We start from the raw sequence: 26,652 nt of genomic DNA, 5'->3' as shown, positions 1-26,652 counted from the left end.
CGATCCCGTCAGGGGAACGCGAGCGCATTCGGGCCGAGGGGCGGAACCAGCCCCTCGGCCGCCGCGCGTGTGAGCAGGCCCCGGACCGCCGCGTAGCCGTCCTCGCCCAGGTCGGCGGTGAACTCGTTGACGTACAGGCCGATGTGCTGGTCCGCCACCGCCGGGTCCATCTCCTGGGCGTGCTCCATGACGTACGGGCGTGAGGCCTCGGGGTCGTCCCAGGCCGCCCGTACGGAGGTGCGGATCGAGTCGGCGAGCAGCTTCAGCGCGTCCGCGCCCAGCGACCGCTTGGCGATGATCGCGCCCAGCGGGATCGGCAGGCCGGTGGTGTCCTCCCAGTGCTCGCCCATGTCCGCGAGCTTGTACAGGGCGTAGTTCTTGTACGTGAACCGCGCCTCGTGGATGACCAGCCCCGCGTCGACCTTCCCGTCCCGCACGGCCGGCATGATCTCGTGGAAGGGCATGACCACGATCTCCCCCACCCCGCCGGGGACGGTGTCCGCCGCCCACAGGCGGAAGAGCAGATACGCCGTGGACCTCTCGCTCGGCACGGCGACCGTCTTGCCGGTGAGATCGACCCCCTCCTCCCGCGTGAGCACCAGCGGCCCGCAGCCCCGCCCCAGCGCGCCCCCGCAGGGCAGCAGGGCGTACTCGTCCAGGACGTACGGCAGGACGGCGTACGACACCTTCAGCACGTCGAGTTCGCCGCGCTCGGCCATCCCGTTGGTGATGTCGATGTCGGCGAACCTCACGTCGAGCGCCGGCGCGCCGGGCACGCGGCCGTGGGCGAGGGCGTCGAAGACGAACGTGTCGTTCGGGCAGGGGGAGTAGGCGATCTTCAGGGGCTCGGCGGATGCGGTCATGCTGACTCCCAACTCTCCAATACGGGCGCTAGCTTCCCGAAACCCTCCGTGAGGGCCGTGAGCGCGTCACCGATGCGCCAGGCGGCGCGGTCGCGCGGGCCGACCGGGTTGGAGACGGCCCGGACCTCCACGACGGGCGTGCCGTGCGCGGCGGCCGCCTCCGCGACCCCGAACCCCTCCATCGCCTCCGCGAGCGCCCGCGGATGCCGGGCCCGCAGCTCGGCGGCGCGCACGGCGCTGCCGGTCACGGTGGAGACGGTGAGCACGGTCCCGGCCGACGCCCCGGTGGCGGCGACGAGCTCTCGTACGAGTGATTCCGGCGGCCGGTGGCTGACGGTCCCGAAGCCGAGTTCGGTGACCGGCAGGAAGCCGTCCCCGGTCTCGGCGCCGAGGTCGGCGGCCACGATGTCGTCGGCGACGACGAGCGAGCCGACGGGCGCGTCGGGCGCGAAACCGCCCGCGATGCCGGCGGACACGACCAGGTCGTAGGGGGCGCCGTCGAGGGCGGCGGCGGTGAGCGCGGCGGCGGTGGAGGCGGCGGCGAGGGCGGGGCCCACCCCTGCGGCGAGCAGGTCGTAGGCGCCGGTGCGGTGCAGGGTCACCCCGGGGAGCCGTACCTCGGCGGCCGGGGATACGAAGGCCCCGGCCACCGCGTCCCGTTCCACGGGGACCGCGGTGGCCACCAGGACCCGCGCAGGGGAGGACGTGATCAGGAAGCCTTCTCGAGCTTGAAGGACCACAGCCCCGTCACCTTGTTCTCGCCCTCCTTGATGGAGACGAGCGTGGAGTTGCCGCTCGCCCCGTACTGGGCGTTGAAGAACACGCTGCCCGGGATCGTGCGGTAGGTCTTGGTGCTGGACTCGGTCAGCGGCTGGCCGTTCATCAGGATCGTCCAGCCCTTGTCCGCGATGGCCGGGTCGACGCCGAAGCGGACCGTCTCGTCGGGGTCGACCTTGATCGACTCGATGTCCTTCGACTTCAGGCACTTCGCCAGATCGGCGGAGGGTACTTCCTTGCCGTCGTTGTAGCAGTCGGTCTGGGAGCTCACCGAGTTCGTGCCGACCGTGATGGTCGCCAGCGGCGACGGCTTCTCACAGGCGGACAGCAGGAGCAGTCCGGCGGAAACGGCGCCGAAGGCGGCTACGGCGCGACGGGAACGCAGTGCGGTCATGGCCGAAGGCTATCGGGCACGGCCGGAGCGCCCCCCACGCGGGGTGGACGACGTGCCGCCCGCTCCCGCGATCAGGCCCCACGCACCCGGGCCGGGGCCGTGCCCTCGCGCCGTGCCGAGGCCAGCAGCGCCCGTACCGTCGGCAGCCAGCCCGCCGCGACGATCGCCGCGCCGACCGAGAGCCCCAGCACCCCGTTGAGGGGGAGCACGATCCCGATCGCGCCGCCCAGCACCCACGCCATCTGCAACAAGGTCTCCGAGCGCGCGAACGCCGAGGTGCGCACCAGCTCCGGCACGTCCCGCTGGATCAGCGCGTCCAGCGCCAGCTTGGCGAGCGCCTGCGCGAACCCGGCGACCGCCGCCAGACACGCCACCAGGAACGCTCCGAAGAACACCGCCGCGGTGATCGCCGCGCCCAGCACGATCGCCACCACCGTCACGATGATCACTTCCGGTGCGCGCGACCTCAGCCAGGCGCCGACGGCCGTGCCGAGCGCGTTGCCCGTGCCCGCCGCCACGCCCACGATGCCCAGCGACACCGCCGCGCTCTCCCCGGTGAGGGGGTGCTCGCGCAGCAGGAAGGCGAGGAAGAAGATCAGGAAGCCGGACAGGGAGCGCAGCGCGGCGTTGGCGGCCAGGGCGTGGATGACGGCGGGGCCCACGGTGCGCAGCCCGGGCCGGCGTGAGGCCGCCTTGCGCTCGGGGCCGTGCAGATGCTCCTCGTCCGAGGCGAGCAGCGCGCGGTCCTCCCCCTTCGCCGAGTCGACCTTCGGCGGCAGCGAGAACGACAGGAACGTCCCCGCGACGAACAGTGCGAAGGCGCCGTACAGCGGCCAGCCGGGACCGATGGCGTGCAGCGCGGCTCCGACCGGCGCGGCCAGCCCGGTGGCGAGCAGGCCCCCGAGGGTGACCCGGGAGTTGGCCTTCACCAGGGAGAAGTGGGGCGGCAGCAGCCGCGGCACCACGGCGCTGCGGACGACGCCGTACGCCTTCGACGCGACGAGGACGCCGAGCGCCGCCGGGTACAGCTCCAGGCTTCCGCTCGCCACCGCCCCCGAGATGATCAGTGCGAGCAGGGCGCGGGCGAGCATCGCGCCCGCCATCGCGGCCCGCCGGCCGTGCCGGAGACGGTCGAGGAGGGGGCCGATCACGGGGGCGAGCACCGTGAACGGCGCCATGGTGATGGCGAGGTAGAGCGCGACGCGCCCGCGGGCCTCGTCGGTCGGCACGGAGAAGAAGACGGTGGAGGCGAGGGCGACGGTGATCATGACGTCGCCGGCGCCGTTCACCGCGTGCAGTTCGATGAGCTTGCCGAGGCCGGACTCGCCCGCGCCGTGCGCGTGCGTGGCCTTCCGGATACCGCGAACGACACCGGTGAACGGACGGCGCACGGCACGGCCGACCGCGCGGACGGACCCGCCGAACCGGCCCGAACCGCCACCTCGGCTGCGCCCCCCGACCCCACCGACCCCGGTGGTTCCCTGGGACGACCTCGCGGCTGCCACCCCGTCATAGTGCCCCGAGAAGCGCGGGTGTAGTGCCGTTACCGCACGTACGGGATCGGCCGGTGTCGTACCGGGGGCGGGACGCGCCCGCTCGAAGGAGCCGCGGCGACACGTCCCGAACGGCATGCGGAGGGCCGGGCTCCGGGAAAGGGCGGCGACTCGGTGTGGGCCGCGGCGCCCGGAGAGGGTAGCGTGCGTAGCGCGCCGTGGCGATTGTTCTCGGCCGCGCGCCTGAAATCCATCCCGCAGAATGGATGGTGTGGGTGCGCCCGAGCGCGATCGGGCGCGGACGTCGACGCGGCCCTCAGGTCCGCTCCGTCCGCACCCAACCGAGAAGGGGCGCACCGTGAGACGGCGTAGGAGAGAAGCGATACCTGTGAGCGCGACAACGCGAAGCCGCACCCCCGACCGCCTGTGCGCCGAGGCGATCGACCTCGCACGCACCGCCGCCGAGGAGGCCGCCGCGCCCGGCGTCGTCGGCGAGCACTCCGGGATGGTCTCCGAGGGTGACCGTGTTGTCACGCACTTCTTCGAGTGCAAGGAACTGGGGTACCGGGGCTGGCGCTGGGCGGTGACGGTCGCGCGGGCCTCGCGCGCCAAGGTCGTCACGGTGGACGAGACGGTCCTGCTGCCCGGCCCCGACGCGCTGCTCGCCCCGGAGTGGGTGCCGTGGAGCGAGCGGCTGCGCCCCGGCGACCTGGGCCCGGGCGACCTGTTGCCGACGGACGCCGATGACCTGCGCCTGGAGCCCGGCTTCACCGGCGAGGAGGAGCCGCCGCCGAACGCGGCGGTCTCCGGCGAGATGGCCGAGCTGGTCGAGGCGGAGGACGCGGAGGTGACCGGCGGGACCCCGGCGAACCTGCCGATCGCCCCCTCGCGCGGTTCGATCTCCGCGGTGGCGGAGGAGCTGGGCATGCGTCGCGCCCGGGTCCTGTCCCGCTACGGACTGCACGTCGCCGCCGACCGCTGGGAGGAGGCGTTCGGCGCCAAGACGCCGATGGCACAGGCGGCTCCCGCCTCCTGTGTCTCCTGCGGCTTCCTGGTCCCGATCGGCGGCTCGCTCGGACAGGCCTTCGGGGTGTGCGCCAACGAGTTCTCCCCGGCGGACGGCCACGTGGTCTCCCTGTCGTACGGCTGCGGCGCTCACTCGGAGGCGGCGGTCATGCCGAAGACGCCGCGCCCGGCTCCGCCGGTGGTCGACGAGACGAAGGTCGAACCGTTTCCGCTGCGGCCGTCGCCGGAGGGGTCGGTGCCGACGGTGGCGGACGAGTCGTCGGCGGAGCTGGGGCACTCGTAAGAGCGGCTGGAGCCTGGTCCAGCATCACCAGCCCGTCCGGGGGTCCCCCTGCTCGTAGAGCTCGGGGGATTGAGGACGAGGCCGTTCAGGCGGACAGGGGCGCCTCGGGCGGAGCCCGCAGAGCGGCGCCTCCGGCAGACGGCACCTGCCCGAATGTCGGCCACGCTCCCGCACGGTACCTTCGTCCGGCGGCAGCCCCCCGCCGCCAGAGGGAGAGTGAACCGTGAGCAAGTTCGTGCGACCGGCAGCCGAAGGCGACCCGTTCGGCACGGCCCGCCTGCGCCGTGGCGTGCTGGACGCCTGGGCGACCAGCCCGGCCCGGTTCCGCGAGGACGCCAACGCCGAGGAGGACCTCGTCCTCGGCGGCTACCGCGACCGCCTCGTCGTGGAGCTCGCACAGAACGCCGCCGACGCCGCGGCCCGGGCGGGGGTGCCCGGCCGGCTCCGGCTGACCCTCCGCGAGGGTGTGCTCGTCGCCGCCAACACCGGTGCCCCGCTCGACGCGGCCGGTGTCGAGTCGCTGTCCACCCTGCGGGCCTCCGCCAAGCGCGACGAACGGGAGCAGGCCGTCGGCCGCTTCGGCGTCGGCTTCGCGGCCGTGCTCTCCGTCAGTGACGAACCCGCGGTCGTCGGCCGGCACGGAGGGGTGCGCTGGGCCCTGTCCGAGGCCCGGGAACTCGCCACCGAGACCGCCCGGCACAGCCCCGGCCTCGGCGACGAGATCCGCCGCCGCGACGGGCACGTACCGCTGCTGAGGCTGCCGTTCGCCGCCGAGGGCACCGCCCCGGACCCGTACGACACCGCCGTCATCCTCCCGCTGCGCGACGCGGCGGCCGCCGATCTGGCCGAGCGGCTGCTGGGGGCCGTCGACGACGCGCTGCTGCTCGCCCTGCCCGGCCTCGAAGAGGTCGTCGTCGAGATCCACGACGAGAGCCCGCGCACGCTGGTCCGCCGCACCGAGGGCACCCACACCGTCGTGGAGGACTCCCGGGACGGCACCACCCGCTGGCGCACCGTCTCCCAGCACGGCCCCCTCACCCCCGACCTGCTCGCCGACCGCCCGGTCGAGGAGCGGCTGCGCCCCCACTGGTCCGTCACCTGGGCCGTCCCCGCGGAGGCCGACGGCACCCCGGGCCGTCCCCGCACCGCCCCGGTGGTGCACGCCCCGACCCCCAGCGACGAGCCGCTCGGGGTGCCCGCCCTGCTCATCGCGTCGTTCCCGCTGGACACCAGCCGCCGCCACGCCGCGCCCGGCCCGCTGACCGACTTCCTGGTGGAGCGCGCGGCCGACGCCTACGCCGAACTCCTCGCCGCCTGGCGCCCGGTGACCCCCGGCATCCTCGACCTGGTGCCGGGGCCGCTGGGCAAGGGGGAGCTGGACGGCGCGCTGCGCGGGGCCATCCTGGAGCGGCTGCCGCGCACCGCTTTCCTGCCGCCCGCGAACGAGCCCGGCGACGACGAGGAACTGCCCGAGGCACTGCGCCCCCGGGACGCCGAGATCGTCGAGGGCGCCGGGACCGGGACCGTGCGGGTGCTCGCCGAGGTGCTGCCCTGCCTGCTGCCCGCGGGCCTCGAACGCCGCGTGGAGCTGCGGACGCTGGGCGTGGCCCGGGTGCCGCTGACCGAGGCGATCGACCGGCTCGCGGGGCTGGAGAAGGCGCCGGAGTGGTGGTGGCGGCTGTACGACAGCCTGGCCGGGGTCGACCCGGACCGGTTGTCCGGGCTGCCGGTGCCGCTGGCCGACGGGCGGACCACGATCGGGCCCCGGCAGGTCCTGCTGCCGACCTTCGACGGGCCGCCGGTGGCTCCGGAGGCGCTGGCCCGGCTGGGACTGAAGGTCGCCCACGCGGACGGCGCCCACCCGCTGCTGGAGAAGCTCGGCGCGCTCCCGGCCACCCCGCGGGCCATCCTCACCACCCCGCAGGTGCGGGCCGCCGTCGCCGCCTCCCTCGAGGACGAGGGCGTGGGCTGGGAGGAGGACGGCCTGGACGCAGAGGAGCTGGCGGACACCGTGCTCGCCCTCGTCCGCGAGGCGGCCCTCGACCCCGGTGACGAGCCGTGGCTCGGCGCGCTCGCGCTGCCCGACGAGGACGGCGAACTCGCGCCCGCCGGGGAACTCGTGCTGCCCGGCAGCCCCTTCGCGAGCGTCATGCGCGAGGGCGAACTGGCCTTCGTGGACGCCGACCTCGCCGAACGCTGGGGCGAGCAGCCGCTGGCCGCCTGCGGCGTGCTCGCCGATTTCGCCCTCGTCCGCGCCACCGATGTCGTCCTGGACCCGGACGAACTGGAGCCCCGCGACTCCGACTTCGCCGAACCCGACGACGTGGGGCTGCTCGACGCGGTCGACGTGTGGTGCGAGGACGTCCTCGACCGGCTGCCCGACACACCCGTACCGCCGGTGGCGACCGAGATCGTCGCGGTGCGGGACCTGGACCTGGTCGACGACGACCGCTGGCCGCAGGCCCTCGCCCTGCTCTCGCAGCCCCCGCTCAGGGACGCGCTCACCCAGTCGGTGCGGGTGCTGCTGCCGGACGGCACGCACGAGGTCGTACGCCCCTACGCGGCCTGGTGGCTGCGCGGCCACCCGGTGCTGGACGGCCGCCGCCCGGCCGGTCTGCGCGCGGCGGGCGGCGACCCGCTGCTGCACGGCCTGTACGACGAGGCGGACGCCACCGGCTTCGACGACGAGCAGGTGCTGCGCGCCCTCGGCGTACGGACGTCGGTCGCCGCCCTCCTCGACGAGCCCGGCGGCGCCGCGGAACTCCTCGACCGGCTCGCCGACCCGGACCGCGCCGTCACGGCCGCGCAACTGCACGCGCTGTACGGCGCGTTGGCCGAGCTGGACCCGCAGCAGGTGACCTTGCCGGAGGAGCTGCGGGCGGTGGTCGACGGGCGCGTGACCGTCGTGGACGCCGCCGACGCGGTGGTCGTCGACTCGCCCGACCTGCTGCCCTTCACCGAGGGCGTCCCCCTGCTGCCGGTCCGCCCGGCCCGGGCCGCCGACCTGGCCGAGCTGTTCCAGGTACGACGGCTGAGCGAGTCGGTGACGGGCGAGGTGACCTCCGAGGGCGTCGAGCACGACGTACCGGACTCGGTGCGGGTCCTGCTCGGACCGCGGACGCCGCAGACGTACGTGGAGCACGAGGAACTCGTCGTCGACGGGGTCGAGCTGGACTGGCGCCTGACGTCCGACGGTGTGCTGCACGCGGCCACCCTGGAGGGCGTCGCGGCGGGCCTGGCCTGGGCGGCGGGCCAGTGGCCGCGCCGCTTCGAGGTGGCGGCGCTGCTGGAGGACCCGTCCCGCACCGAGGAGCTGGCGCGGGACCGCTGGTTCGACTAGGGCATCACATCGGACTGAGGCATCACGTTCGGCTGAGGTATCACGTTCGGCTGAGGCATCAGGTTCGGCTGAGGCATCACGCGGGGAACCGGCGGTCGACCCACGTCCAGAGCAGCTCCAGGGCGGCCGCCGACACCGCCGCGATGCCCACCGCGACCCAGGGGATCGTCTCCCCGACCAGCCTCAGGGCGAAGAAGTGCTGCAACCACGGCACGGCCAGCACGCACAGGAACGCCACGCCCATCGCGGCCACCAGACCGATCCGCCACCAGGTGTAGGGGCGGGCGACGATGGCCAGCACCCACATGGCGATCAGGAACAGCGTGAGGGTCGCCGCGCTGGTCTCCGCCTCCAGGGAGCCGGGGCCGCTGTAGTGGTGGCGGGCGATCAGGTACGTGACGAACGTGGCGACCGCCGCCACCGCCCCGCCCGGGATCGAGTACCGCATCACCCGCCGGACGAAGTGGGGCCTCGCCCGCTCGTTGTTCGGCGCGAGGGCCAGGAAGAACGCCGGGACGCCGATCGTCAGGGTCGACAGCAGGGTCAGGTGCCGGGGCAGGAACGGGTATTCCACCTGCGAGCACACCACCAGCACCGCCAGGAGCACCGAGTACACGGTCTTCACCAGGAACAGCGTCGCGACCCGCGTGATGTTCCCGATGACGCGCCGTCCCTCGCCGACCACCGACGGCAGCGTCGCGAAGCTGTTGTCGAGCAGCACGATCTGCGCCACGGCCCGGGTCGCCTCCGAGCCGGAGCCCATCGACACCCCGATGTCCGCGTCCTTGAGCGCCAGCACGTCGTTCACGCCGTCGCCCGTCATCGCCACCGTGTACCCGCGCGACTGGAGCGCGCCCACCATGTCCCGCTTCTGCTGCGGGGTGACCCGGCCGAAGACGGTGCCCTTGTCCAGGGACTTCCCCATCTCGTCCTGGTTCTGCGGCAGGTGCCGGGCGTCCATCACCTCGCCACGGATGCCGAGTTTTCCGGCCACCGCGCCCACCGACACCGCGTTGTCGCCGGAGATGACCTTGGCACGGACGTTCTGGTCGGCGAAGTAGCGCAGGGTGTCGGCAGCGTCCGGGCGCAGCCGCTGCTCCAGGACGACCAGCGCGGTGGGCCGGACGCCGGCCGTGACCCGGGGGTCGTCCAGGTCCCGGGAGGCACGGGCCAGCAGCAGCACGCGCAGCCCCTGCTCGCTCAGCCGCTCGGTCTCGGTCAGCGCCGGGTCGTCGGGGTCGAGGAGGACGTCGGGGGCGCCGAGGAGCCAGGTGCCGGCCTGGCCGTCGCCCTCGCTGAAGGAGGCGCCGCTGTACTTGCGGGCGGAGGAGAAGGGCAGGGCCTCGAGGCAGCGCCAGTCCTCGCTGTCGGGGTAGGCGTCGATGATGGCCTGGAGGGAGGCGTTCGGGCGCGGGTCCGCCTCGCCGAGGGCGCCGAGGACCTTGCGTATGTAGGTCTCGTCGGCGCCCTGGAGCGGTCGCAGCTCGGTGACGTCCATGCCGCCCTCGGTGAGGGTGCCCGTCTTGTCGAGGCAGACGGTGTCGATGCGGGCGAGCCCCTCGATGGCGGGCAGTTCCTGGACGAGGACCTGCTTGCGGCCCAGCCGTATGACACCGATCGCGAAGGCCACGGAGGTCAGCAGGACCAGCCCCTCGGGGACCATGGGCACGATGCCGCCGACCGTGCGGGCGACGGAGTCCTTGATCCCGTGCTGCGTCGTCACCAGCTGGCTGACGACCAGGCCGACCGCGGTCGGGACCATCATCCACGTGACGTACTTGAGGATGGTGGAGATGCCGGTGCGCAGCTCGGAGTGCACGAGCGTGAAACGGCTCGCCTCCTCGGCGAGCTGGACGGCGTAGGCCTCGCGGCCCACCTTGGTCGCCTGGAACGCGCCACCGCCCGCGACCACGAAGCTGCCGGACATCACCGGGTCACCGGGCCGTTTGACGACGGGGTCGGCCTCGCCGGTGAGCAGTGACTCGTCGATCTCCAGCCCGTCGGTCTCGACGCAGACGCCGTCGACGACGATCTTGTCCCCCGGCCCGATCTCGATGACGTCGTCCAGCACGATCTCGGACGTACCGATCTGGGCCGCCGTCCCGTCCCGGCGCACGGTCGGCCGTGCCTCGCCGATCACGGCGAGGGAGTCCAGGGTCTTCTTGGCCCGCCACTCCTGGATGATGCCGATCCCGGTGTTCGCGATGATGACGTATCCGAACAGGCTGTCCTGGAACGGCGCCACGAACAGCATGATCAGCCAGAGCACACCGATGATCGCGTTGAAGCGGGTGAAGACGTTCGCGCGGACGATCTCGCCGAGGGAGCGGCTGCTGCGCACGGGAACGTCGTTGACGTCACCGCGGGCGACCCGCTCGGCCACTTCCGCGGCGGTCAGGCCGCGCGTCCGCACGGGCATCGGGACGGGGTGCACGGGATCGAGTTCGGCGCCCGCGTCGATGTGCGTCATGCATTCGACGGTACGTGCGGATTTGCGCCTTCACCCGCCGAGCACTTCAAAGATCCGACCAGGGGAGGAGGGCGGCTCATGCGGGGGTCGGAGGGAACGCGGGAGAGGTACTGCGAAAGTCACCGCTCGGCGTCGGCGGCCCGCTTGATCGCCGCGTCCCGCTTGATCGCCGCGTCCCGCCTGCGTACGTACCAGATGCCCACGCAGCCCAGCCCCGCTCCCGCCAGGCACGTCCACAGCCACCATGTGTGCCCGTGGTCGGCGAACCAGCCGTAGAACGGCAACTGGACCAGGAACATCAGCAACCAGAGGATCGTGCCGCCGGTGACGACGGGCACCACGGGGCCCTCAAGGGGCTCCGGCGCCTCGTGCCTGGGGGTCCACTTCGCCATGCGCACAGCTTACGAGGAGCCGAAACCGCCCCGACCTCGACCCGGGCGTGGCCCCGGGGGCCCTTGCACACCAAGGGTCTACGCGCGGAGATAGCGATCAAAGGCTTATATGTTCATACTGAAACAGTTCGAGTCTGGCCGCTTACGTTCGTATGAAGCACCAACGGAAGCGTGGGGGAACCTGTTGGTGACAGGCGACGGCGAGACTCGATCACGTTTGTCAGCGATCCCCGTGATCCCGTGCACATTGAGGTCCCGCATGTCCACCTCGGCCCCCGCCAAGGCCTCCGCCCCGCAGCAGCCGGGCACCCGGCCGCCGTCCGGCGCCCTCGACCGCTACTTCAAGATCTCCGAGCGGGGCAGCACGCTGTCCCGTGAGATCCGCGGCGGTTTCGCCACCTTCTTCGCGATGGCGTACATCATCGTGCTGAACCCGATCATCCTCGGCAGCGCGAAGGACATGTACGGGCACCACCTGGACCACGGCCAGCTCGTCACCGCGACGGCCGTGACGGCCGCCTTCACCACGCTGCTCATGGGCGTGATCGGCAACGTCCCGATCGCCCTCGCCGCCGGCCTCGGCGTGAACACGGTCGTTGCCCTCCAGCTCGCCCCGCGCATGTCGTGGCCGGACGCGATGGGCATGGTCGTCCTCGCCGGTTTCGTGGTCATGCTCCTCGTCGCCACCGGTCTGCGCGAGCGCGTGATGAACGCCGTGCCGCTCGGCCTGCGCAAGGGCATCGCGATCGGCATCGGCCTGTTCATCATGCTGATCGGTCTCGTGGACTCCGGCTTCGTCACCCGCATCCCCGACGTCGCCCAGACCACGGTCCCGCTCCAGCTCGGCATGAACGGCCACCTGAACGGCTGGCCGGTGCTGGTCTTCGTCCTCGGCGCGCTGCTCACCTTCGCGCTGATCGTCCGCAAGGTTCCGGGCGCGATCCTGATCTCGATCGTCGCGATGACGGTCCTCGCGGTGGTCCTCAACGCCGTCGCCAAGATCCCGAGCTGGGGGCTGACCGTCCCGAAGTGGCCCGGCAACCCGGTCGCCAGCCCCGACTTCGGCCTGATCGGCAAGGTCAGCCTGTTCGGAGGCTTCGGCAAGGTCGGCGTGCTGACCGGCATCCTGTTCGTCTTCACGGTCCTGCTGTCGTGCTTCTTCGACGCGATGGGCACGATCATGGGCATCAGCGACGAGGCCAAGCTGACCGACGCCGAGGGCAACATGCCCGGCATCAACAAGGTCCTCTTCGTCGACGGCATCGCGGTCGCGGCGGGCGGCGCCAGCTCCTCCTCGGCCACCACCTGTTTCGTGGAGTCCACGGCCGGTGTCGGCGAGGGGGCGCGCACGGGCTTCGCGAACGTCGTCACGGGCCTGCTGTTCGCGGTGGCGCTCTTCCTCACCCCGGTCGCCACGATGGTCCCGTCCCAGGCGGCCACCCCGGCCCTGGTCGCGGTGGGCTTCCTGATCCTGTCCAACTCGATCAAGGAGATCGACTGGGCGGACTACACGATCGCCATCCCCGCCTTCGTGACCATGCTGATGATGCCGTTCACGTACTCGATCACGAACGGCATCGGCATGGGCTTCATCACCTTCGCCCTGCTGCGCCTGGCCGCGGGCCGCGGGCGTGAGGTCCCGGCGGCGATGTACGTGGTGGCGGCGGTCTTCGCCTTCTACTACCTGATGCCGGCGCTGGGCCTGACCTGATCCGCCGGGTCGGTCTCCGGGGTCGGGCGACGGTCAGGTGACCGGCGTAGAACCGTTGTAGAACCGTTCCGTCTCCTCGACGGCGGCCTCGAACCGCTGGTCGAAGTCATCCCGAATGAGCGTCCGGACGACATAGTCCTGGACGCTCATTCCTCTTCTGGCGGCGTGGTGCCGGAGCCGCTCGAGCAGTTCCCTGTCTATCCGCACACTGAGCACGCTGGTCCCCATGGCGACGAGGGTTGCCCGGACCGGGCGCGCGAGGGGTCACGTTCCGCTGCCGGATCACTCATTCGAGTGATGTAGGCAGCTCAGGAGTTTCTTGCCTGGTCCCGTCGTGCCGCCTGCGGAAGTGGTCGGAGTCACCCTTGTGGGCGCATCTCCGGGTGGTCTTTAGCGAAGGTAATGAGTTATCCTAAAGAGCATGCCTGACCTGACCCATGGCGACGACGCTGCCGCCGTGAACGCTCTCCGCTCCGCCGTGATGCGCCTGTCGCGCCGACTCAAGCACCAGCGGGTCGACGAGTCGCTGAGCCCGACCGAGATGTCGGTGCTCGGCACCCTGGCCCGCTGCGGCTCCGCGACCCCGGGTGAGCTGGCCCGCAAGGAGCACGTCCAGCCGCCCTCGATGACCCGCATCGTGGCGCTGCTGGAGAGCAAGGGTCTGGTCGCCCTGGAGCCCCACCCCGAGGACCGGCGCCAGAAGGTGGTCACCCAGACCGAGCGTGCCGAGGCGATGCTCGAGGAGAGCCGCCGCAAGAGAAACGCGTTCCTGGCCGGACTGATCGAGGGCCTGGACGAGGACGAGTGGGCGGCACTGCGGGCCGCGGCCCCCGTCCTCGAGAAGCTCGCGCACCTGTGACCGGGGCGCATCCGGGGTACCGCGGCACCCCGAGCCGGGGTGTCGCGGCCACGGGTGCGCGCCCGGGCCGGACGCCCACCGTGACCGACGCGGCCCCCACCCGCGTACGTACGAAGCCGTCATCGCAAGGAGGCGAATCCCTTTGAGTACGGGAACCGGAGCAGCTTCCGCCCCCGCACCAGCCACCCACGACTCCCCGCCCGCCCACGAGACCGCGCAACCGGCACAACCCCCCACCCCCGCCGAGGGCCCCGAGCCTGCCGAACGGACCGAGCCCGTCGAACGGACCGGGACCGTCGAACGGACCGAGACGGTCGCACGCACCAAGCCCGTCGCACGCACCAAGCCCGTCGCACGGACCGGCCGCGTCGTAAGGACCGCGCCCGTCAGGCAGACCGGCCCCGTCCCACGGACCGAGCCCGTGCTGCCGGCCGAGTCCGCCGCGCGGACCGAGCCCGTCCTGCCGGCCGAGTCCGTCGAACGCACCGGGACCGCCGTCCCGACCGAGCCCCGCAAGTCATCGATGTTCAGCTCGCTGCGCATCCGCAACTACCGGCTCTTCTTCCTCGGCCAGGTCGTCTCCAACACCGGCACCTGGATGCAGCGCATCGCCCAGGACTGGCTGGTGCTCAGCCTGACCGGCTCCTCCACCGCCGTCGGTGTCACCACGGCGCTGCAGTTCCTGCCGATGCTGCTGTTCGGCCTGTACGGCGGCGTCCTCGTCGACCGCCTGCCCAAGCGCCCGACGCTGCTCGTCACGCAGTCGGCGATGGGAGCCACCGGCCTCGTCCTCGCCTTCCTGACCCTGACCGGGCACGTCCAGGTCTGGCACGTCTACGTGGCCGCCTTCGCCGTCGGACTCGCCACGGTCGTCGACAACCCGGCCCGGCAGTCCTTCGTCTCCGAGATGGTCGGCCCGAAGCACCTGCAGAACGCGGTCAGCCTGAACTCGGCGAACTTCCAGTCCGCCCGCCTGGTCGGCCCCGCCGTCGCCGGTGTCCTGATCACCGGCATGGGCACGGGCTGGGCCTTCCTGCTCAACGGCCTGTCCTTCCTCGCGCCCATCGCCGGCCTGCTGCTGATGCGCGCCCGTGAGCTGCACGCCGTGGAGCGCGCACCGCGCGGCAAGGGCCAGCTGCGCGAGGGCCTGCACTATGTCGCCGGGCATCCGGAGCTGATCTGGCCGATCGTGCTGGTCGGGTTCATCGGCACCTTCGGCTTCAACTTCCCCGTGTGGCTGTCGGCCTACGCGGACGACGTCTTCCACGCGGGCGCCGGCGCCTACAGCCTCTTCAACACGCTGATGGCGATCGGCTCCCTGACCGGCGCGCTGCTCGCCGCCCGCCGCGGCACGGCCCGGCTGCGGGTGCTGATCGCGGCGGCGGCCCTCTTCGGCACGCTGGAGATCGTGGCGGCCGGGGCGCCGTCCCTGTGGTTGTTCTCACTGCTGATGGTGCCGATAGGGATCTTCGGCCTCACGGTGAACGTCACGGCGAACACGGCCGTCCAGATGGGCACGGACCCGGCGATGCGCGGCCGCGTCATGGCCCTGTTCATGATGGTCTTCATGGGCGGCACGCCGCTCGGGGCGCCCGTGGTCGGCTGGATCACGGACGCGTACGGCGCCCGGGTCGGGTTCGCCCTGGGTGGCCTGATCTCGGCCCTGGCCGCCGTGACCATCGGCCTGATCCTGGCCCGGGCGAGCGGCCTGCGCCTGGCGGTGGGCTGGCACCGGGGGCACCCGCGGGTACGGTTCGTGCCGCGCGAGGAGCCGGTGCCGGCCTGAGGGGTTCGGGGCGCCCCGGGGCAGGGGGCGCCCCTCTTCGCGCCTGGTCACCGGTGTGGCCGGGGAACCCGATCCCTGCGAAGGTGAGGTCATGAGACTCTTCGCCGCGGTGCTGCCGCCCCCGGACGCCCTTCGGGAACTGGCCTCGGCGGTGAAGGAGTTGGAGGGGCTGCCGGGGGCGCGCTCGCTGCGCTGGACGGAACGGCCGGCCTGGCACTTCACGCTGGCCTTCTACGGCGAGGTGCCCGAGGACGTCGTGCCGGACCTCTCCGAGCGGCTCGCCCGGGCGGCCCGGCGCACGGAGCCGTTCCCGCTGTCCGTGTCCGGGGGCGGGCGCTTCGGGGACCGGGCACTGTGGGTGGGCGCGTCCGGGGACGTGCGGGCGCTCCGGCTGCTCGCCGACCGTGTGGAGTCCGCGGCGCGCAAGGCGGGCGTGGAGATGGGGGAGCACCGCCCCTACCGCCCGCATCTGACCCTGGCCCGCAGCCGGGGCACGGCGGACTTCCGGCCGTATGTGGCGGCACTGCGGGAGTTCGCGGGCCGCGAGTGGAGGGTCGCCGACCTGGCCCTCGTGCGCAGCCGCCTGCCGAGGTCGGGCGTGCCGGGGGAGCAGCCGCGCTACGAGACGGTGGAGCGGTGGGGGCTCGGCGCAGGGGAGTGACGAGGTCCGGTTAGGCTCGATACGTGGACCCGAAGACCCGTAACCGGATCATGGCCGGTGTGCTCGTGCTGATGTTCGCGGTGGTGGCGCTGGCGGCGGCGGTCGGGAAGTAGATCCAGGGGTACCGCGCGGACGCGGGCGAGGTGCCCCGGGCCGGACGTTCCCGGCCCGCGGACACCACCCACGTCCCGCACCCACGCCCCGCCGGGCGGGCGGGCTACCAGGCGAAGGCTTCCGGAGACGGACCCGGACCGGGGAAGATCTCCTCCAGGCCCGCCAGGACCTCCTCCGACAGCTCCAGCTCCACCGCCCTGATCGCGGACTGAAGCTGCTCGGCGGTGCGCGGGCCGACGATCGGTCCCGTGACGCCCGGGCGGGTCAGCAGCCAGGCGAGAGCCGCTTCGCCGGGCTCCAGGCCGTGCTTCTCCAGCAGGTCCTCGTAGGACTGGATCTGCGACCGCACAGCGGGGTCGGCGAGCGAGTCGGCGGTGCGCCCGCCGGCCCGGCGTCCGCCTTGGACCTCCTTCTTGATGACGCCGCCCAGCATCCCGCCGTGCAGCGGCGACCACGGGATGACTCCGAGGCCGTAGTCCTGCGCGGCCGGTATGACCTCCATCTCGGCGCGGCGCTCGAAGAGGTTGTACAGGCACTGCTCGCTGACCAGTCCCAGCGAGCCGAGCCGGGCGGCGGTCTCGTTCGCCTGCGCGATCTTGTAGCCGGGGAAATTGCTGGAGCCGACGTACAGGACCTTGCCCTGCTGGACCAGCACGTCCAGGGCCTGCCAGATCTCCTCGAAGGGAGTGTTCCGGTCGATGTGGTGGAACTGGTACAGGTCGATGTAGTCGGTCTGGAGGCGCTTGAGGCTGGCGTCGACCGCCCGCCGGATGTTCACGGCGGAGAGCTTGTCGTGGTTGGGCCAGGCCTCGCCGTCCGGGCCCATGTTGCCGTACACCTTGGTGGCGAGCACGACCTTGTCGCGCCGCTCGCCGCCCTTGGCGAACCAGTTGCCGATGATGGTCTCGGTACGGCCCTTGTTCTCGCCCCAGCCGTACACGTTGGCGGTGTCGAAGAAGTTGATCCCCGCGTCCAGGGCCGCGTCCATGATCGCGTGACTGTCGGTTTCCTCGGTCTGCGGACCGAAGTTCATGGTCCCGAGAACGAGCCGGCTGACCTTGAGTCCCGTGCGTCCGAGCTGCGTGTACTTCATGACTGCTTAGCCAACGGGGTGGAGTGCGCTCTAGGCAAGGGGCGTTGGGGGCGGGGCCGGGTCAGTCGCGGGGGAAGTCATCGGTTTTGAGGGTCAGGCCGAGTGGAGTGGTGGTCATGTCGACGTCGGCTCCGAAGGCGATGGAGAGTTCGCTGACGTACTCGCCGTCCTTGGGTTGGGTGTAGAGGTGACACTTGCCCTGGTAAGGGTCGGCGATGAGGTAGACGGGGACTTCGGCGAGTGCGTAGGCCGTCTTCTTCGGCCCGTAGTCGTTATGCGCTGTGCCCTTCGAGATGACCTCGGCGACGAATTCGACGTCCTTGCACCGCCACAGGCCCTTGTCGTCCTTCTCGGCGCCCTCGGCCACGAGCGTCACATCGGAGGCGAAGCCGTTGAGGTGGCCCGGGTAGTCGACGCGGACGTCCGACTTCACGCGCTTGCGAGCGTACTTGGTGCGCAGCTGCTCGTAGATGTCGGCGATGATCTCCCAGTGCGTGTCCCGCTGCGGCGACATGAAGATGGCCCCCTCGACGATCTCAACCTTGTATCCCTCGGGGGTGGTCCGCTCGAGCGACTCGAACAGCTCGTCCAAAGTCAGCTCGCCGCTGTCATCGGCCATCTCGATCCTGTCTTCAAGGACGGTCATCGTGGCGCTCCTCCCCGGCCACTCTCCGCACGAGTGCAGCCACGCAGTACAACGATACGCACGGTGACCGGGGCACTCCGGTATTCGGTCAACTCGTTCCAGCCGCGTACGGCTGTCCGACTCCCCACGCCTCCCACATCGCCCCCGCGAACGCCGCCGCGATCTTGTGCTCGCCGGAGGCATTCGGATGCGTACCGTCGTACGTGTCGACGTGGATGTCGTACGACGACGGCGGCGAGGCCAGCAGGATCGGTGACCGGGGCTCGTCCAGGTCGGCCGCTGCCTTCGCCAGAAGCTCGTTGAAGAGCGTCACCTGGGCCCCGAACGACGCGTCCGCCTCCGCCCGGATGTTGGGGATCACCGGGAGCAGGACCATACGGATGCGCGGGTCGGCCGCCCGGGCCTCCGCCACGAAGCGGCGCACGTTCTCCGCCGTCTGCTCCGCGTTCGTGTAGAAGCCGAGGTCGATCAGGCCCAGGGAGACCAGGAGCACGTCCGCCCGCGACGCGCGGACCGCGTCCCCGATCAGCGGCGCCATGTGAAGCCAGCCCTCGCCCCAGCCCGCCAGATGGGCGCGCGGGAAGTCGGGTTCGGCGTAGGCGTACGACGTCGGCGCGTCCTCCGCCTTGTCGTACAGCGTCTCGCGCGGACCGACGAGCGTGCACGGGCCGCCGTACGTCGCGCACAGATGCCGCCACAACCGGTAACGCCACGTGTGTTCGCCCGCGCTGCCGATCGTCTGGGAGTCGCCTACGGGCATGAACCTGAGCATCCGCTCATGATGGACGATCAGCGGGGGAACGGGGTGGCACGTATGGGACGGGGTGGGTGTGAGGATCGACACGCGCGACGGCCGCCGATCACGGGATGGCACGCTGGGGCCATGCGTCGATCGTTCGCGTTCCTCTCCGGCCTCTTCGGGGCCCTTCTCGCCGGTGTGCTCGCGCTCGTCGCGTCGGCGCCCGCGTCCGCCGACGACGGCGGCTTCACCATCAAGGACCCCCGGATCACCGAGTCGAGCGGGCTCGCCGCCTCCCGTCTCCACCCGGGGATCTACTGGACGCACAACGACAGCGACGACGGCCCGTACGTCTACGCGGTGGACGGCCGCACCGGAAAGACGGTGGCCACCCTCACCCTCCGCGGCATCGGCACGCCGCGTGACGTGGAGGCCGTCTCCATAGGCCCGGGCAACGAGATCTACCTCGGCGACATCGGCGACAACTTCGGCGGCAAGTGGCCGTACGTGTGGATCTACAAGCTGCCCGAGCCGAAGGTGCTCAAGGACCAGACGATCCGCGCCACCCAGTACGTCGTGAAGTACGCGGACGGCCCCAGGGACGCCGAGTCCCTGCTGGTCCACCCGAAGACCGGTCGCGTCTACATCATCGACAAGAAGGAGGACGGCGGCCACCTCTACGAGGGCCCGGCCAGGCTCTCCGCCACGGGGACGAACGTCTTCCGCCCCACCGCCGCCGTCGACCTGTGGGCCACCGACGCCGCCTTCTCGCCCGACGGCGAACAGCTCGCCGTGCGCGGCTACTTCGGCGGCATCGCGTACGCGTGGAACGGCGGGCGGATCAAGAAGCAGACCCGCCTGGACGTCCCTCTGCAGCGGCAGGGCGAGTCGGTCACGTACACGCTCGACGGCTCCGAGCTCCTGTACGGGAGCGAGGGCGCGGACAGCCCGGTGCAGTCCGAGAAGGTGCCCGGTCACCAGTCGTCCACGTCGCCCTCAGGGAAGGGGGGTGCGCAGACCGGGGCCGGAAGCGGCTCACCGCTGAACGCCGACTACAAGGTGGGCGCCCTGGTCCTCGCCGCCGGCCTGGCCCTCGTCCTGGTCCTCAAACGCCTGCTGCGCCGCACCCCGCGCTAGAGAAGGACGGAAGGGGCGCCCGGTGACACCGGACGCCCCTTGTCGTCGTGCGCGATGAAGTCGGCCGGGCCCTACAGCTTCTCGATCACGTAGTCGACGCACTTCGTCAGTGCCTCGATGTCCGCCGGATCGATCGCCGGGAACATCGCGATGCGGAGCTGGTTGCGGCCGAGCTTGCGGTACGGCTCGGTGTCGACGATGCCGTTGGCGCGCAGCACCTTGGCGACGGCGGCGGCGTCGATCTCGTCCGAGAAGTCGATCGTGCCGATCACCTGGGAGCGCTTGGCCGGGTCGGTGACGAACGGGGTCGCGAACTTGACGTCCTCGGCCCAGCCGTACAGCGTGCGCGCCGAGGTGGCGGTGCGGCGGACCGCCCAGTCCAGGCCGCCCTGGCCGTTGATCCACTCCAGCTGCTGGTTGAGCAGGAACAGGGTGGCGAGGGCCGGGGTGTTGTACGTCTGGTTCTTGCGGGAGTTGTCGATCGCCGTGGGGAGGCTGAAGAACTCCGGGATGTGGCGGCCGGAGGCGTGGATGCGCTCGGCGCGCTCGATCGCGGCCGGGGAGAAGACGCCGATCCACAGGCCGCCGTCGGAGGCGAAGGACTTCTGCGGGGCGAAGTAGTAGACGTCGGTCTCGGCGATGTCGACCGGGAGGCCGCCGGCGCCGGAGGTGGCGTCCACGAGGACCAGCGCGCCTTCGTCGGCACCCTCGACGCGCTTGATCGGCATGGCGACACCGGTCGACGTCTCGTTGTGCGTGAACGCGTAGACGTCGACGCCCGCCTCGGCCTGCGGCTCGGGGTGGGTGCCGGGGTCGGCGGCGACGACGGTGGGCTCGGCGAGCCAGGGGGCGAGCCCCGCGGCCTTGGCGAACTTCGAGGAGAACTCGCCGAAGCTGAGGTGCTGCGACTTGTTCTCGATCAGGCCGTGGGTCGCGATGTCCCAGAACGCGGTGGACCCGCCGTTGCCGAGGATCACCTCGTAGCCGTCGGGGAGCTGGAACAACTCACGGATACCCTCGCGCACCTGGCCGACCAGGTTCTTGACCGGGGCCTGGCGGTGGGACGTGCCGAGCAGGGAACTACCCGTGGCGGCGAGGGCGTCCAGCGCCTCGACCCGCACCTTGGAGGGACCCGCGCCGAAACGACCATCGGCGGGCTTGATGTCGTCAGGAATCTGGATATCAGCCACGGACGGAGCGTAGCCGCTGGAGGAAACCTGGGCGAAACGTGGTCCGTCGGCTGAGACGGGGTGTCGCCGCCGGGTTGACCGCGCCCCCGCCACCTCTACCCGCCCACCCCAGGGGCGCCGCCCCACCGACCCCACCGGGACTCCGCCCCGGGCCCGTTGAATTTCCGCCGGAGGGCTGCAGTGTCAACGCCGGTGAGCGATATTCAGCCCGTCCGGCGTTCGAGGACGAGGCCGTCAGGCCGAAGCGGGGGTCTGGGGGCGCAGCCCCCAGGGACGGGACGGGTAGGGGCGGCGGGGGCGACGACCCCCTGCCTCAGCCCCCGAGCCGTACCGGCAGCTCGAACAGGTCGTTCTGCGTCACCACCGGCTTGTTGCGCGGCTCGCTCGCCGGCACCGTCAGGTCCAGGTCCAGGTCCGGTCCAGGTCCGGGAAACGGGCGTACAGCGCCGGAAGCGCCACGCCCGCCTCCAGACGTGACAGCGCCGCCCCGGGGCACACGTGCGGACCGTGCCCGAAGGAGATGTGCCGGTTCTTTGTTTCCCGGGTGACGTCGAAGACGCCCGCGGTCGAACAGTGCGCCTTCTCGTCCCGCCCGATCGCCCCGTACGACACGATCAGCGCGTCACCCGCCGGGACGACCTTGTCCCCCACCGGGACGTCCTCCATCGCGAAGCGGATCAGCACGTGCGAGGCGGCGGTCATGTGATCGCCGCGCGACAGCCCGGCGACCGCAGGGGCCGCCACTCGGCGACCGCAGCCGCCACCGTCCTGCCTGACGGCTCCGGTGTGCCCCGGGACGGTCACTGTCAGTGGCGGACGGCATGCTGGTGGCATGACGGATCCTGTGGTGCGAGGGCAGCAGGCGGCGGGCGCCGGTGCCGACGTCGGTGCGCTGCGTCGGGAGCTGCGCGCGGCGGTGCGCGGTGCGGTCGAGTTCGACACGACCGCGCGGGCGCTGCACACCATGGACGCGTCGAACTACCGGCGCGTCCCGCTCGGCGTGGTGGCGCCCCGGGACGCGGACGACGTGGCGGCGGCGCTGGCGGTGTGCCGGGCGCACGGTGTGCCGGTCGTCGCCCGCGGCGGCGGCACGTCGATCGGCGGGCAGGCGACGGGCACGGGGGTGGTGCTCGACTTCACCCGCCACATGAACCGGATCGTGTCCCTGGACCCCGAGGCGCACACGGCGGTGGTGCAGCCGGGCCTGGTCCTCGACCGTCTCCAGGAGGCCGCCTTCCCGCACGGCCTGCGTTTCGGCCCGGACCCCTCCACCCACGCCCGCTGCACGCTGGGCGGAATGATCGGAAACAACGCGTGCGGCTCGCACTCGGTGGCCTGGGGGACGACGGCGGACAACGTACGGGGCCTGTCGGTGCTCACCGCGCGGGGCGAGGCGCTGACCCTCGGGCCGGGCTGGAAGGGCGCCCCCGAGGGGCTGCGGACGCTGCTCGAGGGGGAGTTGGCGCTTCTGCGCACGGGCTTCCCGTCCCTCCCGCGCCGTATCTCCGGTTACGCCCTGGACGCGCTGCTGCCGGAGAAGGGCTCGGATGTGGCCCGCTCCTTCTGCGGCTCCGAGGGCACGCTGGGCGTCCTGACGGAGGCGGTCGTCCGCCTCGTCGAGGCCCCCCGCGCGCGTGCGCTCGCCGTGCTGGGGTACGCGGACGAGACGGCGGCGGCCCAGGCGGCGGCCGGGCTGCTGCCGCTCGGCCCGCTGACGGTGGAGGGCATGGCCGCCGATCTCGTACCACCGTCGGCGGGGCTGCCGCGCGGCGGCGCCTGGCTGTTCGTGGAGGTGGGCGGCGGGGATGAGGCGGAGGCACGCGCGCGTGCGGAGGCCGTCGTCCGGGCGGCGGACGTCACGGACGCCACGGTGGTCACCGACCCCGCCGGACAGCGCGCGCTGTGGCGGCTGCGGGAGGACGCCGCCGGTACGGCGACCCGCATGCCCGACGGCAGGGAAGCCTGGCCCGGCTGGGAGGACTGCGCGGTCCCCCCGGCCCGACTCGGCGACTATCTCCGCGACTTCAGGCGCCTGCTGACCGACCACGGCCTGCGCGGCACACCGTACGGCCACTTCGGGGACGGCTGCATCCACGTCCGGATCGACTTCGACCTGCTGACCGAGGAGGGCGTCGCCCGCTTCCGCCGCTTCTCCGAGGACCTCGCGGACCTGGTCGTCGCCCATGGCGGCTCGCTGTCGGGGGAGCATGGTGACGGGCAGGCGCGCGCGGAGCTGCTGCCGAAGATGTACGGCCCCGATCTGGTCGCCCTCTTCACCCGCGCCAAGGACCTGTGGGACCCGGACGGCCTGCTCAACCCGGGCATGCTGGTCCGCCCGAACCGCCTGGACGAGAACCTGAGGTTCGCGGTGCTGCCCCGCGAGCGGGTCGAGGTCGCCTTCGGCTATCCGTCGGACGGCGGCGACTTCTCGGCGGCGGTCCGCCGGTGCGTGGGCGTCGCCAAGTGCCGTACGACGACGGTGTCCGGCTCTTCGGTGATGTGCCCGTCGTTCCGGGCGACGGGCGCGGAGGAGCACTCCACGCGGGGCCGCGCCCGGCTGCTGCACGAGATGCTGGCGGGCGAGGTGGTGACGGACGGCTGGCGCTCGACGGAGGTCAGGGACGCCCTCGACCTGTGCCTGTCCTGCAAGGGCTGCCGCACGGACTGCCCGGTCGGCGTCGACATGGCGACCTACAAGGCGGAGTTCCTGCACCACCACTACGCGGACCGCCGCCGCCCGGCCGCGCACTACGCGATGGGGTGGCTGCCGCTGTGGCTCCGGGCGGTGGCCCGCACCCGCACGGCGCCGCTGGTCAACGCCCTCGCGTCGGTGGACCCCTTGGCGGCGCTCGCGAAACGCCTGGGCGGGATCGCGCCGGAGCGCCGCCTCCCCCGACTGGCGCGGGAGACCTTCAGCCGATGGTGGGGGCGGACGACCGGCGGACGCCCCCGGACGGCGGGCCCGCTGGTCGCCCTCTGGCCGGACACCTTCACGGAACACCTGTCGCCGTCGGTGGGCCGCGCGGCGGTACGGGTGCTGGAGGCGGCGGGTCTCAGGGTGGCCCTGCCCCCGGGCCGTCGGCGCAGGGTCTGCTGCGGCCTGACCTACGTCTCCACCGGCCAACTGGACCGCGCCCGCACCGTCATGCGCCGCACCCTCGGCCTGATGGAACCGGTTCTGGCGGCCGGCGCCCCGGTGGTCGTCCTCGAGCCGAGCTGCGCCGCCGCCCTGCGCACGGACCTCCCCGAGCTGCTGCACGACGACCCACGCGCGCAGCGCCTCGCGGCGGCGGTGGTGACGTTCGCGGAGGCTCTGGAGAGGTACGCCCCCGACTGGACACCGCCCCACCTCGACCGCCCGGTGGCCGGCCAGACCCACTGCCACCAGCACGCGGTCCTGGGCGACACGGCCGACCGCCGGTTGCGCACGGCGGCGGGCCTGACCGGCGAACTCGCCGGCGGCTGCTGCGGCCTCGCGGGCGACTTCGGCTTCGAGAAGGGCCACTACGAGGTGTCCACGGCCTGCGCGGAGGAACAACTGCTCCCGTCGGTGCGCTCGGCACCCGAGGACGCGATGATCCTGGCGGACGGCTACTCCTGCCGCACCCAGCTCCAGCAGCTGGCGGGCGTCAGGGCACGGCACCTGGCGGAGGTGCTGGCGGAAGGGCTGGAGAGGCCATCGACAAGGAGAGGGACGAGTAAGTGAGCGACGTACTGGACCGGGTGGCGGTCCTCTCCGACATCCACGGCGTACTGCCCGCCCTGGAAGCGGTACTCGCGGAGCCGGAGGTCGCCGTGGCCGACCGCGTCGTGGTGACGGGCGACATCACGGCGGGTCCGCAGCCGGCCGAGGTCCTGGACCTGCTGGCGCGCGAGGGCGAGCGGGTGGTCTGGGTCGCGGGGAACGCGGACCGGGAACTCGTCGAATACCGCCGCGGACAGCGGACGGAGATCCCCGACCCCATCGGCCCCTACGCGGCGTCCCGGCTCCGCGACGAGCAGGTCGACTTCCTCGCCGGACTGCCGCTGACGGTGACACTCCCGGTGCGCGGCCTCGGCGAGGTCCTGTTCTGCCACGCGACGCCGAGGAACGACGAGGAGGTCGTCCTCGTCGACTCGCCCCTCACCCGCTGGGCTCAGGTGTGGGAGAAGCTGCCGGACACGATCGGCACGGTGGTGTGCGGCCATACCCACATGCCGTACGTCCGCCTCGCCCACGGCCGCCAGGTGGTCAACCCCGGCAGCGTCGGCATGCCCTACGGCCGCCCCGGCGCCCACTGGTGCCTGCTCGGTCCCGGCGTGGACCTGCGCAGAACGCTCTTCGACACTCCGTCCGCCATCGCCCGCCTGACCCGGGAGTCGGCGTACGAGGACATCGCCGAGTGGGCGGACTACTTCCTCAACGCCCGGGCGGGCGACGCGGAGGTGCTGGAGGTGTTCGGACGGATGGAGGGACGGGGAGCGACGCCGGAGCGGGAGTGACACCCAGGCGGGCAGGGCCTGCAGCGTGCGAGGCGAGCCGCCGCGCTCCTCGGTGGGGCGGCGGCTCGCCCGTCCGTCCCGATGCCCAGAGGCGAGGCTCCCGACAGGCCCGACGGGCCCTATTCCGCAAGGACGAGCTGTGCCCCGAGCCAGGCCAGCGCGCAGTGCAGCGGGACGCAGGCGGACCAACCCCGCGCCTGCCGCGGGCCGTAGCGGACCACCTGGAGCCACCCGACGATCGTCAGCAGCGCTGCAAGGCCCCACAGCGTCCACGCCATGACGAGCCACGGTGTCGAAAGATCTGTGAAGATGCGCATCAGGGCGACCGGAATCAAAACGATCAGGGGCATGCCCCAGGTGCCCTCGGTGACTTTGGGTTCGACGTCCTGGCCCTGGCCGTTTTCCATCGTCAATCCCTTCGAGTGTCAATTCCTCTCGAGCCGACAGCGCCGACACGACGCCGAGACCGACGGAAACGCCCATCAGCGGTGCGCCGGACGGAATTGAGAGGCATCGTGGCAACGCGGTGGAGCCCGTCCGGGCCGCCCGTACAGGCGGCCCGGACGGGCAGGCGACTCAGTGGTGGAAGTGCCACCAGATGTCGTAGAGCGACAGACCGGGCGAAACCGCCTTGATGGCGTACTTGATGTACCACGGCCGGTCGTCGACCCACCGCTTGAAATCGTCGTACTTGCCCGCCACAGCCCTGGCAAAGCCGCCGATCTTCTTGAGGGCACGCATGATCTGGCCCCAGTTGGGGGCCTTCAAACCGACCATGCCATCGCCCGGCTTGGTCTCGGCCGCCTGCTTGAAGGCGGCCAGTTCCTCACTGCTGAAGTTCGCCATGAAGGCCTGGACCTCGGGGTCCTTGCTGTCCAGCAGGGCCTTCAGCGACTCCGCTGCCCCGACCTCCTGGGCGGACGCGGCTGCGGCCTTCGGCAACTCCTGGGCAGTGGCCATCGGAGCTGCGGCGGCAAGGCCGATGGCGGCCAGCACGCTCACGGCGGCAACGCGCATGCGTATGGGTTTCACGTAGACTTCCCCTTGCAGTACCAAGGGGGAAGAGGGCGTGCGGAAACGCCGGTAGGCGTCCAAACTTAACGGCTCCCCGAAATGCTTCTCTTCCCCCGCATTTGCACCCGATCAGCAGGTGGTCAGGCGCTGATCAGTCGAAAGTGCACTTTAGCAGCGAAGAT

The 26,652-nt window shown here is 72.0% G+C and carries 22 protein-coding genes and 1 pseudogene; 9 read left to right on the top strand and 14 right to left on the bottom strand.

The features are described 5' to 3' along the window. Positions 1 to 8 precede the first annotated feature (8 nt). The 4 genes from SY2F82_RS22330 to SY2F82_RS22315 all read right to left on the bottom strand — a co-directional run bounded on the left by SY2F82_RS22330 (position 9) and on the right by SY2F82_RS22315 (position 3,539). Entirely contained in the window at positions 9 to 863 is an 855-nt protein-coding gene (locus SY2F82_RS22330) for a 1,4-dihydroxy-6-naphthoate synthase (RefSeq protein ID WP_200420923.1), read from the bottom strand. Next, positions 860 to 1,603: a futalosine hydrolase gene (locus tag SY2F82_RS22325; RefSeq protein WP_374707195.1), complete on the bottom strand. Its 744-nt coding sequence runs from the start codon at positions 1,601 to 1,603 to the stop codon at positions 860 to 862. Before SY2F82_RS22325 ends, SY2F82_RS22330 begins: the two co-directional genes overlap by 4 nt. Continuing rightward, complete coding sequence (locus tag SY2F82_RS22320; protein WP_200420922.1) at positions 1,573 to 2,034, bottom strand: DUF2771 domain-containing protein; 462 nt, start codon at positions 2,032 to 2,034, stop codon at positions 1,573 to 1,575. The genes SY2F82_RS22325 and SY2F82_RS22320 overlap by 31 nt, the downstream gene beginning before the upstream one ends. 71 nt (positions 2,035 to 2,105) lie before the next feature. After that, positions 2,106 to 3,539, bottom strand: coding sequence for an MFS transporter (locus SY2F82_RS22315; RefSeq protein ID WP_200420921.1), 1,434 nt, complete (start codon positions 3,537 to 3,539; stop codon positions 2,106 to 2,108). Positions 3,540 to 3,915: 376 nt separating this feature from the next. Here SY2F82_RS22315 and SY2F82_RS22310 point away from each other — a divergent pair, with 376 nt between their 5' ends. Together SY2F82_RS22310 and SY2F82_RS22305 are read left to right on the top strand one after the other, a co-directional pair. Then, positions 3,916 to 4,836 carry a DUF3027 domain-containing protein gene (locus SY2F82_RS22310; protein WP_236041727.1) on the top strand — a complete coding sequence of 307 codons (921 nt, stop codon included), beginning with the start codon at positions 3,916 to 3,918 and terminating at the stop codon, positions 4,834 to 4,836. Between the two features lie 223 nt (positions 4,837 to 5,059). After that, positions 5,060 to 8,176, top strand: coding sequence for a sacsin N-terminal ATP-binding-like domain-containing protein (locus tag SY2F82_RS22305; protein ID WP_200420919.1), 3,117 nt, complete (start codon positions 5,060 to 5,062; stop codon positions 8,174 to 8,176). Between the two features lie 76 nt (positions 8,177 to 8,252). Here the strand turns inward: SY2F82_RS22305 and SY2F82_RS22300 are convergent, their stop codons facing one another. Both SY2F82_RS22300 and SY2F82_RS22295 read right to left on the bottom strand, forming a co-directional pair. After that, entirely contained in the window at positions 8,253 to 10,646 is a 2,394-nt protein-coding gene (locus SY2F82_RS22300; protein ID WP_200420918.1) for a cation-translocating P-type ATPase, read from the bottom strand. A gap of 119 nt (positions 10,647 to 10,765) precedes the next feature. Then, entirely contained in the window at positions 10,766 to 11,038 is a 273-nt protein-coding gene (locus tag SY2F82_RS22295; RefSeq protein WP_200420917.1) for a DUF2530 domain-containing protein, read from the bottom strand. Positions 11,039 to 11,297: 259 nt separating this feature from the next. Here SY2F82_RS22295 and SY2F82_RS22290 point away from each other — a divergent pair, with 259 nt between their 5' ends. Then, positions 11,298 to 12,749 carry an NCS2 family permease gene (locus tag SY2F82_RS22290; RefSeq protein WP_200420916.1) on the top strand — a complete coding sequence of 484 codons (1,452 nt, stop codon included), beginning with the start codon at positions 11,298 to 11,300 and terminating at the stop codon, positions 12,747 to 12,749. A 33-nt stretch (positions 12,750 to 12,782) separates the two neighbouring features. On the opposite strand, the gene SY2F82_RS22285 is transcribed toward SY2F82_RS22290, so the two are convergent. Continuing rightward, positions 12,783 to 12,977 (bottom strand): ribbon-helix-helix protein, CopG family, encoded by a 195-nt coding sequence (locus SY2F82_RS22285; RefSeq protein ID WP_200420915.1) that lies wholly within the window; start codon positions 12,975 to 12,977, stop codon positions 12,783 to 12,785. A 193-nt stretch (positions 12,978 to 13,170) separates the two neighbouring features. On the opposite strand from SY2F82_RS22285, the gene SY2F82_RS22280 reads away from it, so the two are divergent. From SY2F82_RS22280 to thpR, 3 genes are all read left to right on the top strand, one after another. Further along, on the top strand, positions 13,171 to 13,608 hold the full coding sequence (locus SY2F82_RS22280; protein WP_200420914.1) for a MarR family winged helix-turn-helix transcriptional regulator: 438 nt from the start codon (positions 13,171 to 13,173) through the stop codon (positions 13,606 to 13,608). Positions 13,609 to 14,131: 523 nt separating this feature from the next. Beyond that, a complete protein-coding gene (locus tag SY2F82_RS22275; RefSeq protein ID WP_200421094.1) occupies positions 14,132 to 15,394 on the top strand; it encodes an MFS transporter in 1,263 nt (420 codons plus the stop codon). Positions 15,395 to 15,485: 91 nt separating this feature from the next. Next, on the top strand, positions 15,486 to 16,055 hold the full coding sequence (thpR, locus tag SY2F82_RS22270) for an RNA 2',3'-cyclic phosphodiesterase (protein ID WP_200420913.1): 570 nt from the start codon (positions 15,486 to 15,488) through the stop codon (positions 16,053 to 16,055). A gap of 217 nt (positions 16,056 to 16,272) precedes the next feature. Here thpR and SY2F82_RS22265 read toward each other — a convergent pair whose 3' ends face one another. The 3 genes from SY2F82_RS22265 to SY2F82_RS22255 all read right to left on the bottom strand — a co-directional run bounded on the left by SY2F82_RS22265 (position 16,273) and on the right by SY2F82_RS22255 (position 18,680). After that, positions 16,273 to 17,262, bottom strand: coding sequence for an aldo/keto reductase (locus SY2F82_RS22265; RefSeq protein WP_200420912.1), 990 nt, complete (start codon positions 17,260 to 17,262; stop codon positions 16,273 to 16,275). 61 nt (positions 17,263 to 17,323) lie between these two features. Further along, entirely contained in the window at positions 17,324 to 17,908 is a 585-nt protein-coding gene (locus tag SY2F82_RS22260; protein WP_200420911.1) for a Uma2 family endonuclease, read from the bottom strand. Positions 17,909 to 17,996: 88 nt separating this feature from the next. Continuing rightward, positions 17,997 to 18,680, bottom strand: coding sequence for an SGNH/GDSL hydrolase family protein (locus SY2F82_RS22255; protein WP_200420910.1), 684 nt, complete (start codon positions 18,678 to 18,680; stop codon positions 17,997 to 17,999). 111 nt (positions 18,681 to 18,791) lie between these two features. On the opposite strand from SY2F82_RS22255, the gene SY2F82_RS22250 reads away from it, so the two are divergent. Further along, positions 18,792 to 19,784 carry a WD40 repeat domain-containing protein gene (locus SY2F82_RS22250; RefSeq protein WP_200420909.1) on the top strand — a complete coding sequence of 331 codons (993 nt, stop codon included), beginning with the start codon at positions 18,792 to 18,794 and terminating at the stop codon, positions 19,782 to 19,784. Positions 19,785 to 19,855: 71 nt separating this feature from the next. On the opposite strand, the gene serC is transcribed toward SY2F82_RS22250, so the two are convergent. Further along, entirely contained in the window at positions 19,856 to 20,974 is a 1,119-nt protein-coding gene (gene serC / locus SY2F82_RS22245; RefSeq protein WP_200420908.1) for a phosphoserine transaminase, read from the bottom strand. A gap of 313 nt (positions 20,975 to 21,287) precedes the next feature. Then, positions 21,288 to 21,673: pseudogene (locus tag SY2F82_RS22240) on the bottom strand (cytochrome P450); the annotation flags it as partial. Positions 21,674 to 21,806: 133 nt separating this feature from the next. Here SY2F82_RS22240 and SY2F82_RS22235 point away from each other — a divergent pair. Both SY2F82_RS22235 and SY2F82_RS22230 read left to right on the top strand, forming a co-directional pair. Further along, positions 21,807 to 24,680: an FAD-binding and (Fe-S)-binding domain-containing protein gene (locus tag SY2F82_RS22235; protein ID WP_200420907.1), complete on the top strand. Its 2,874-nt coding sequence runs from the start codon at positions 21,807 to 21,809 to the stop codon at positions 24,678 to 24,680. Further along, the gene (locus SY2F82_RS22230; RefSeq protein ID WP_200420906.1) at positions 24,677 to 25,456 is read left to right on the top strand and encodes a metallophosphoesterase; all 780 of its coding nucleotides are present in this window, start codon (positions 24,677 to 24,679) and stop codon (positions 25,454 to 25,456) included. Before SY2F82_RS22235 ends, SY2F82_RS22230 begins: the two co-directional genes overlap by 4 nt. A 119-nt stretch (positions 25,457 to 25,575) precedes the next feature. Here SY2F82_RS22230 and SY2F82_RS22225 read toward each other — a convergent pair whose 3' ends face one another. Continuing rightward, positions 25,576 to 25,863, bottom strand: a complete 288-nt coding sequence (locus SY2F82_RS22225) for a hypothetical protein (protein ID WP_200420905.1) — start codon at positions 25,861 to 25,863, stop codon at positions 25,576 to 25,578. A gap of 169 nt (positions 25,864 to 26,032) precedes the next feature. Continuing rightward, positions 26,033 to 26,551, bottom strand: coding sequence for a hypothetical protein (locus SY2F82_RS22220; RefSeq protein ID WP_200420904.1), 519 nt, complete (start codon positions 26,549 to 26,551; stop codon positions 26,033 to 26,035). Positions 26,552 to 26,652 lie beyond the last annotated feature (101 nt).

Source organism: Streptomyces sp. Y2F8-2 (assembly GCF_014905555.1).
In the GTDB taxonomy this organism is placed as follows: domain Bacteria; phylum Actinomycetota; class Actinomycetes; order Streptomycetales; family Streptomycetaceae; genus Streptomyces; species Streptomyces cynarae.
Note: the sequence above shows the minus strand (reverse complement) of the source record. Positions and strands in the feature narration are given on the sequence as shown.

Excerpts from the sequence above, each read along its gene's own strand:
- SY2F82_RS22330 (WP_200420923.1), bottom strand. The coding sequence starts at position 863 with ATGACCGCATCCGCCGAGCCCCTGAAGATCGCCTACTCCCCCTGCCCG.
- SY2F82_RS22320 (WP_200420922.1), bottom strand. The coding sequence starts at position 2,034 with ATGACCGCACTGCGTTCCCGTCGCGCCGTAGCCGCCTTCGGCGCCGTT.
- SY2F82_RS22300 (WP_200420918.1), bottom strand. The coding sequence starts at position 10,646 with ATGACGCACATCGACGCGGGCGCCGAACTCGATCCCGTGCACCCCGTC.
- SY2F82_RS22295 (WP_200420917.1), bottom strand. The coding sequence starts at position 11,038 with ATGGCGAAGTGGACCCCCAGGCACGAGGCGCCGGAGCCCCTTGAGGGC.
- SY2F82_RS22290 (WP_200420916.1), top strand. The coding sequence starts at position 11,298 with ATGTCCACCTCGGCCCCCGCCAAGGCCTCCGCCCCGCAGCAGCCGGGC.
- SY2F82_RS22285 (WP_200420915.1), bottom strand. The coding sequence starts at position 12,977 with ATGGGGACCAGCGTGCTCAGTGTGCGGATAGACAGGGAACTGCTCGAG.
- SY2F82_RS22280 (WP_200420914.1), top strand. The coding sequence starts at position 13,171 with ATGCCTGACCTGACCCATGGCGACGACGCTGCCGCCGTGAACGCTCTC.
- SY2F82_RS22275 (WP_200421094.1), top strand. The coding sequence starts at position 14,132 with ATGTTCAGCTCGCTGCGCATCCGCAACTACCGGCTCTTCTTCCTCGGC.
- thpR (WP_200420913.1), top strand. The coding sequence starts at position 15,486 with ATGAGACTCTTCGCCGCGGTGCTGCCGCCCCCGGACGCCCTTCGGGAA.
- SY2F82_RS22265 (WP_200420912.1), bottom strand. The coding sequence starts at position 17,262 with ATGAAGTACACGCAGCTCGGACGCACGGGACTCAAGGTCAGCCGGCTC.
- SY2F82_RS22260 (WP_200420911.1), bottom strand. The coding sequence starts at position 17,908 with ATGACCGTCCTTGAAGACAGGATCGAGATGGCCGATGACAGCGGCGAG.
- SY2F82_RS22255 (WP_200420910.1), bottom strand. The coding sequence starts at position 18,680 with ATGCTCAGGTTCATGCCCGTAGGCGACTCCCAGACGATCGGCAGCGCG.
- SY2F82_RS22250 (WP_200420909.1), top strand. The coding sequence starts at position 18,792 with ATGCGTCGATCGTTCGCGTTCCTCTCCGGCCTCTTCGGGGCCCTTCTC.
- SY2F82_RS22235 (WP_200420907.1), top strand. The coding sequence starts at position 21,807 with ATGACGGATCCTGTGGTGCGAGGGCAGCAGGCGGCGGGCGCCGGTGCC.
- SY2F82_RS22225 (WP_200420905.1), bottom strand. The coding sequence starts at position 25,863 with ATGGAAAACGGCCAGGGCCAGGACGTCGAACCCAAAGTCACCGAGGGC.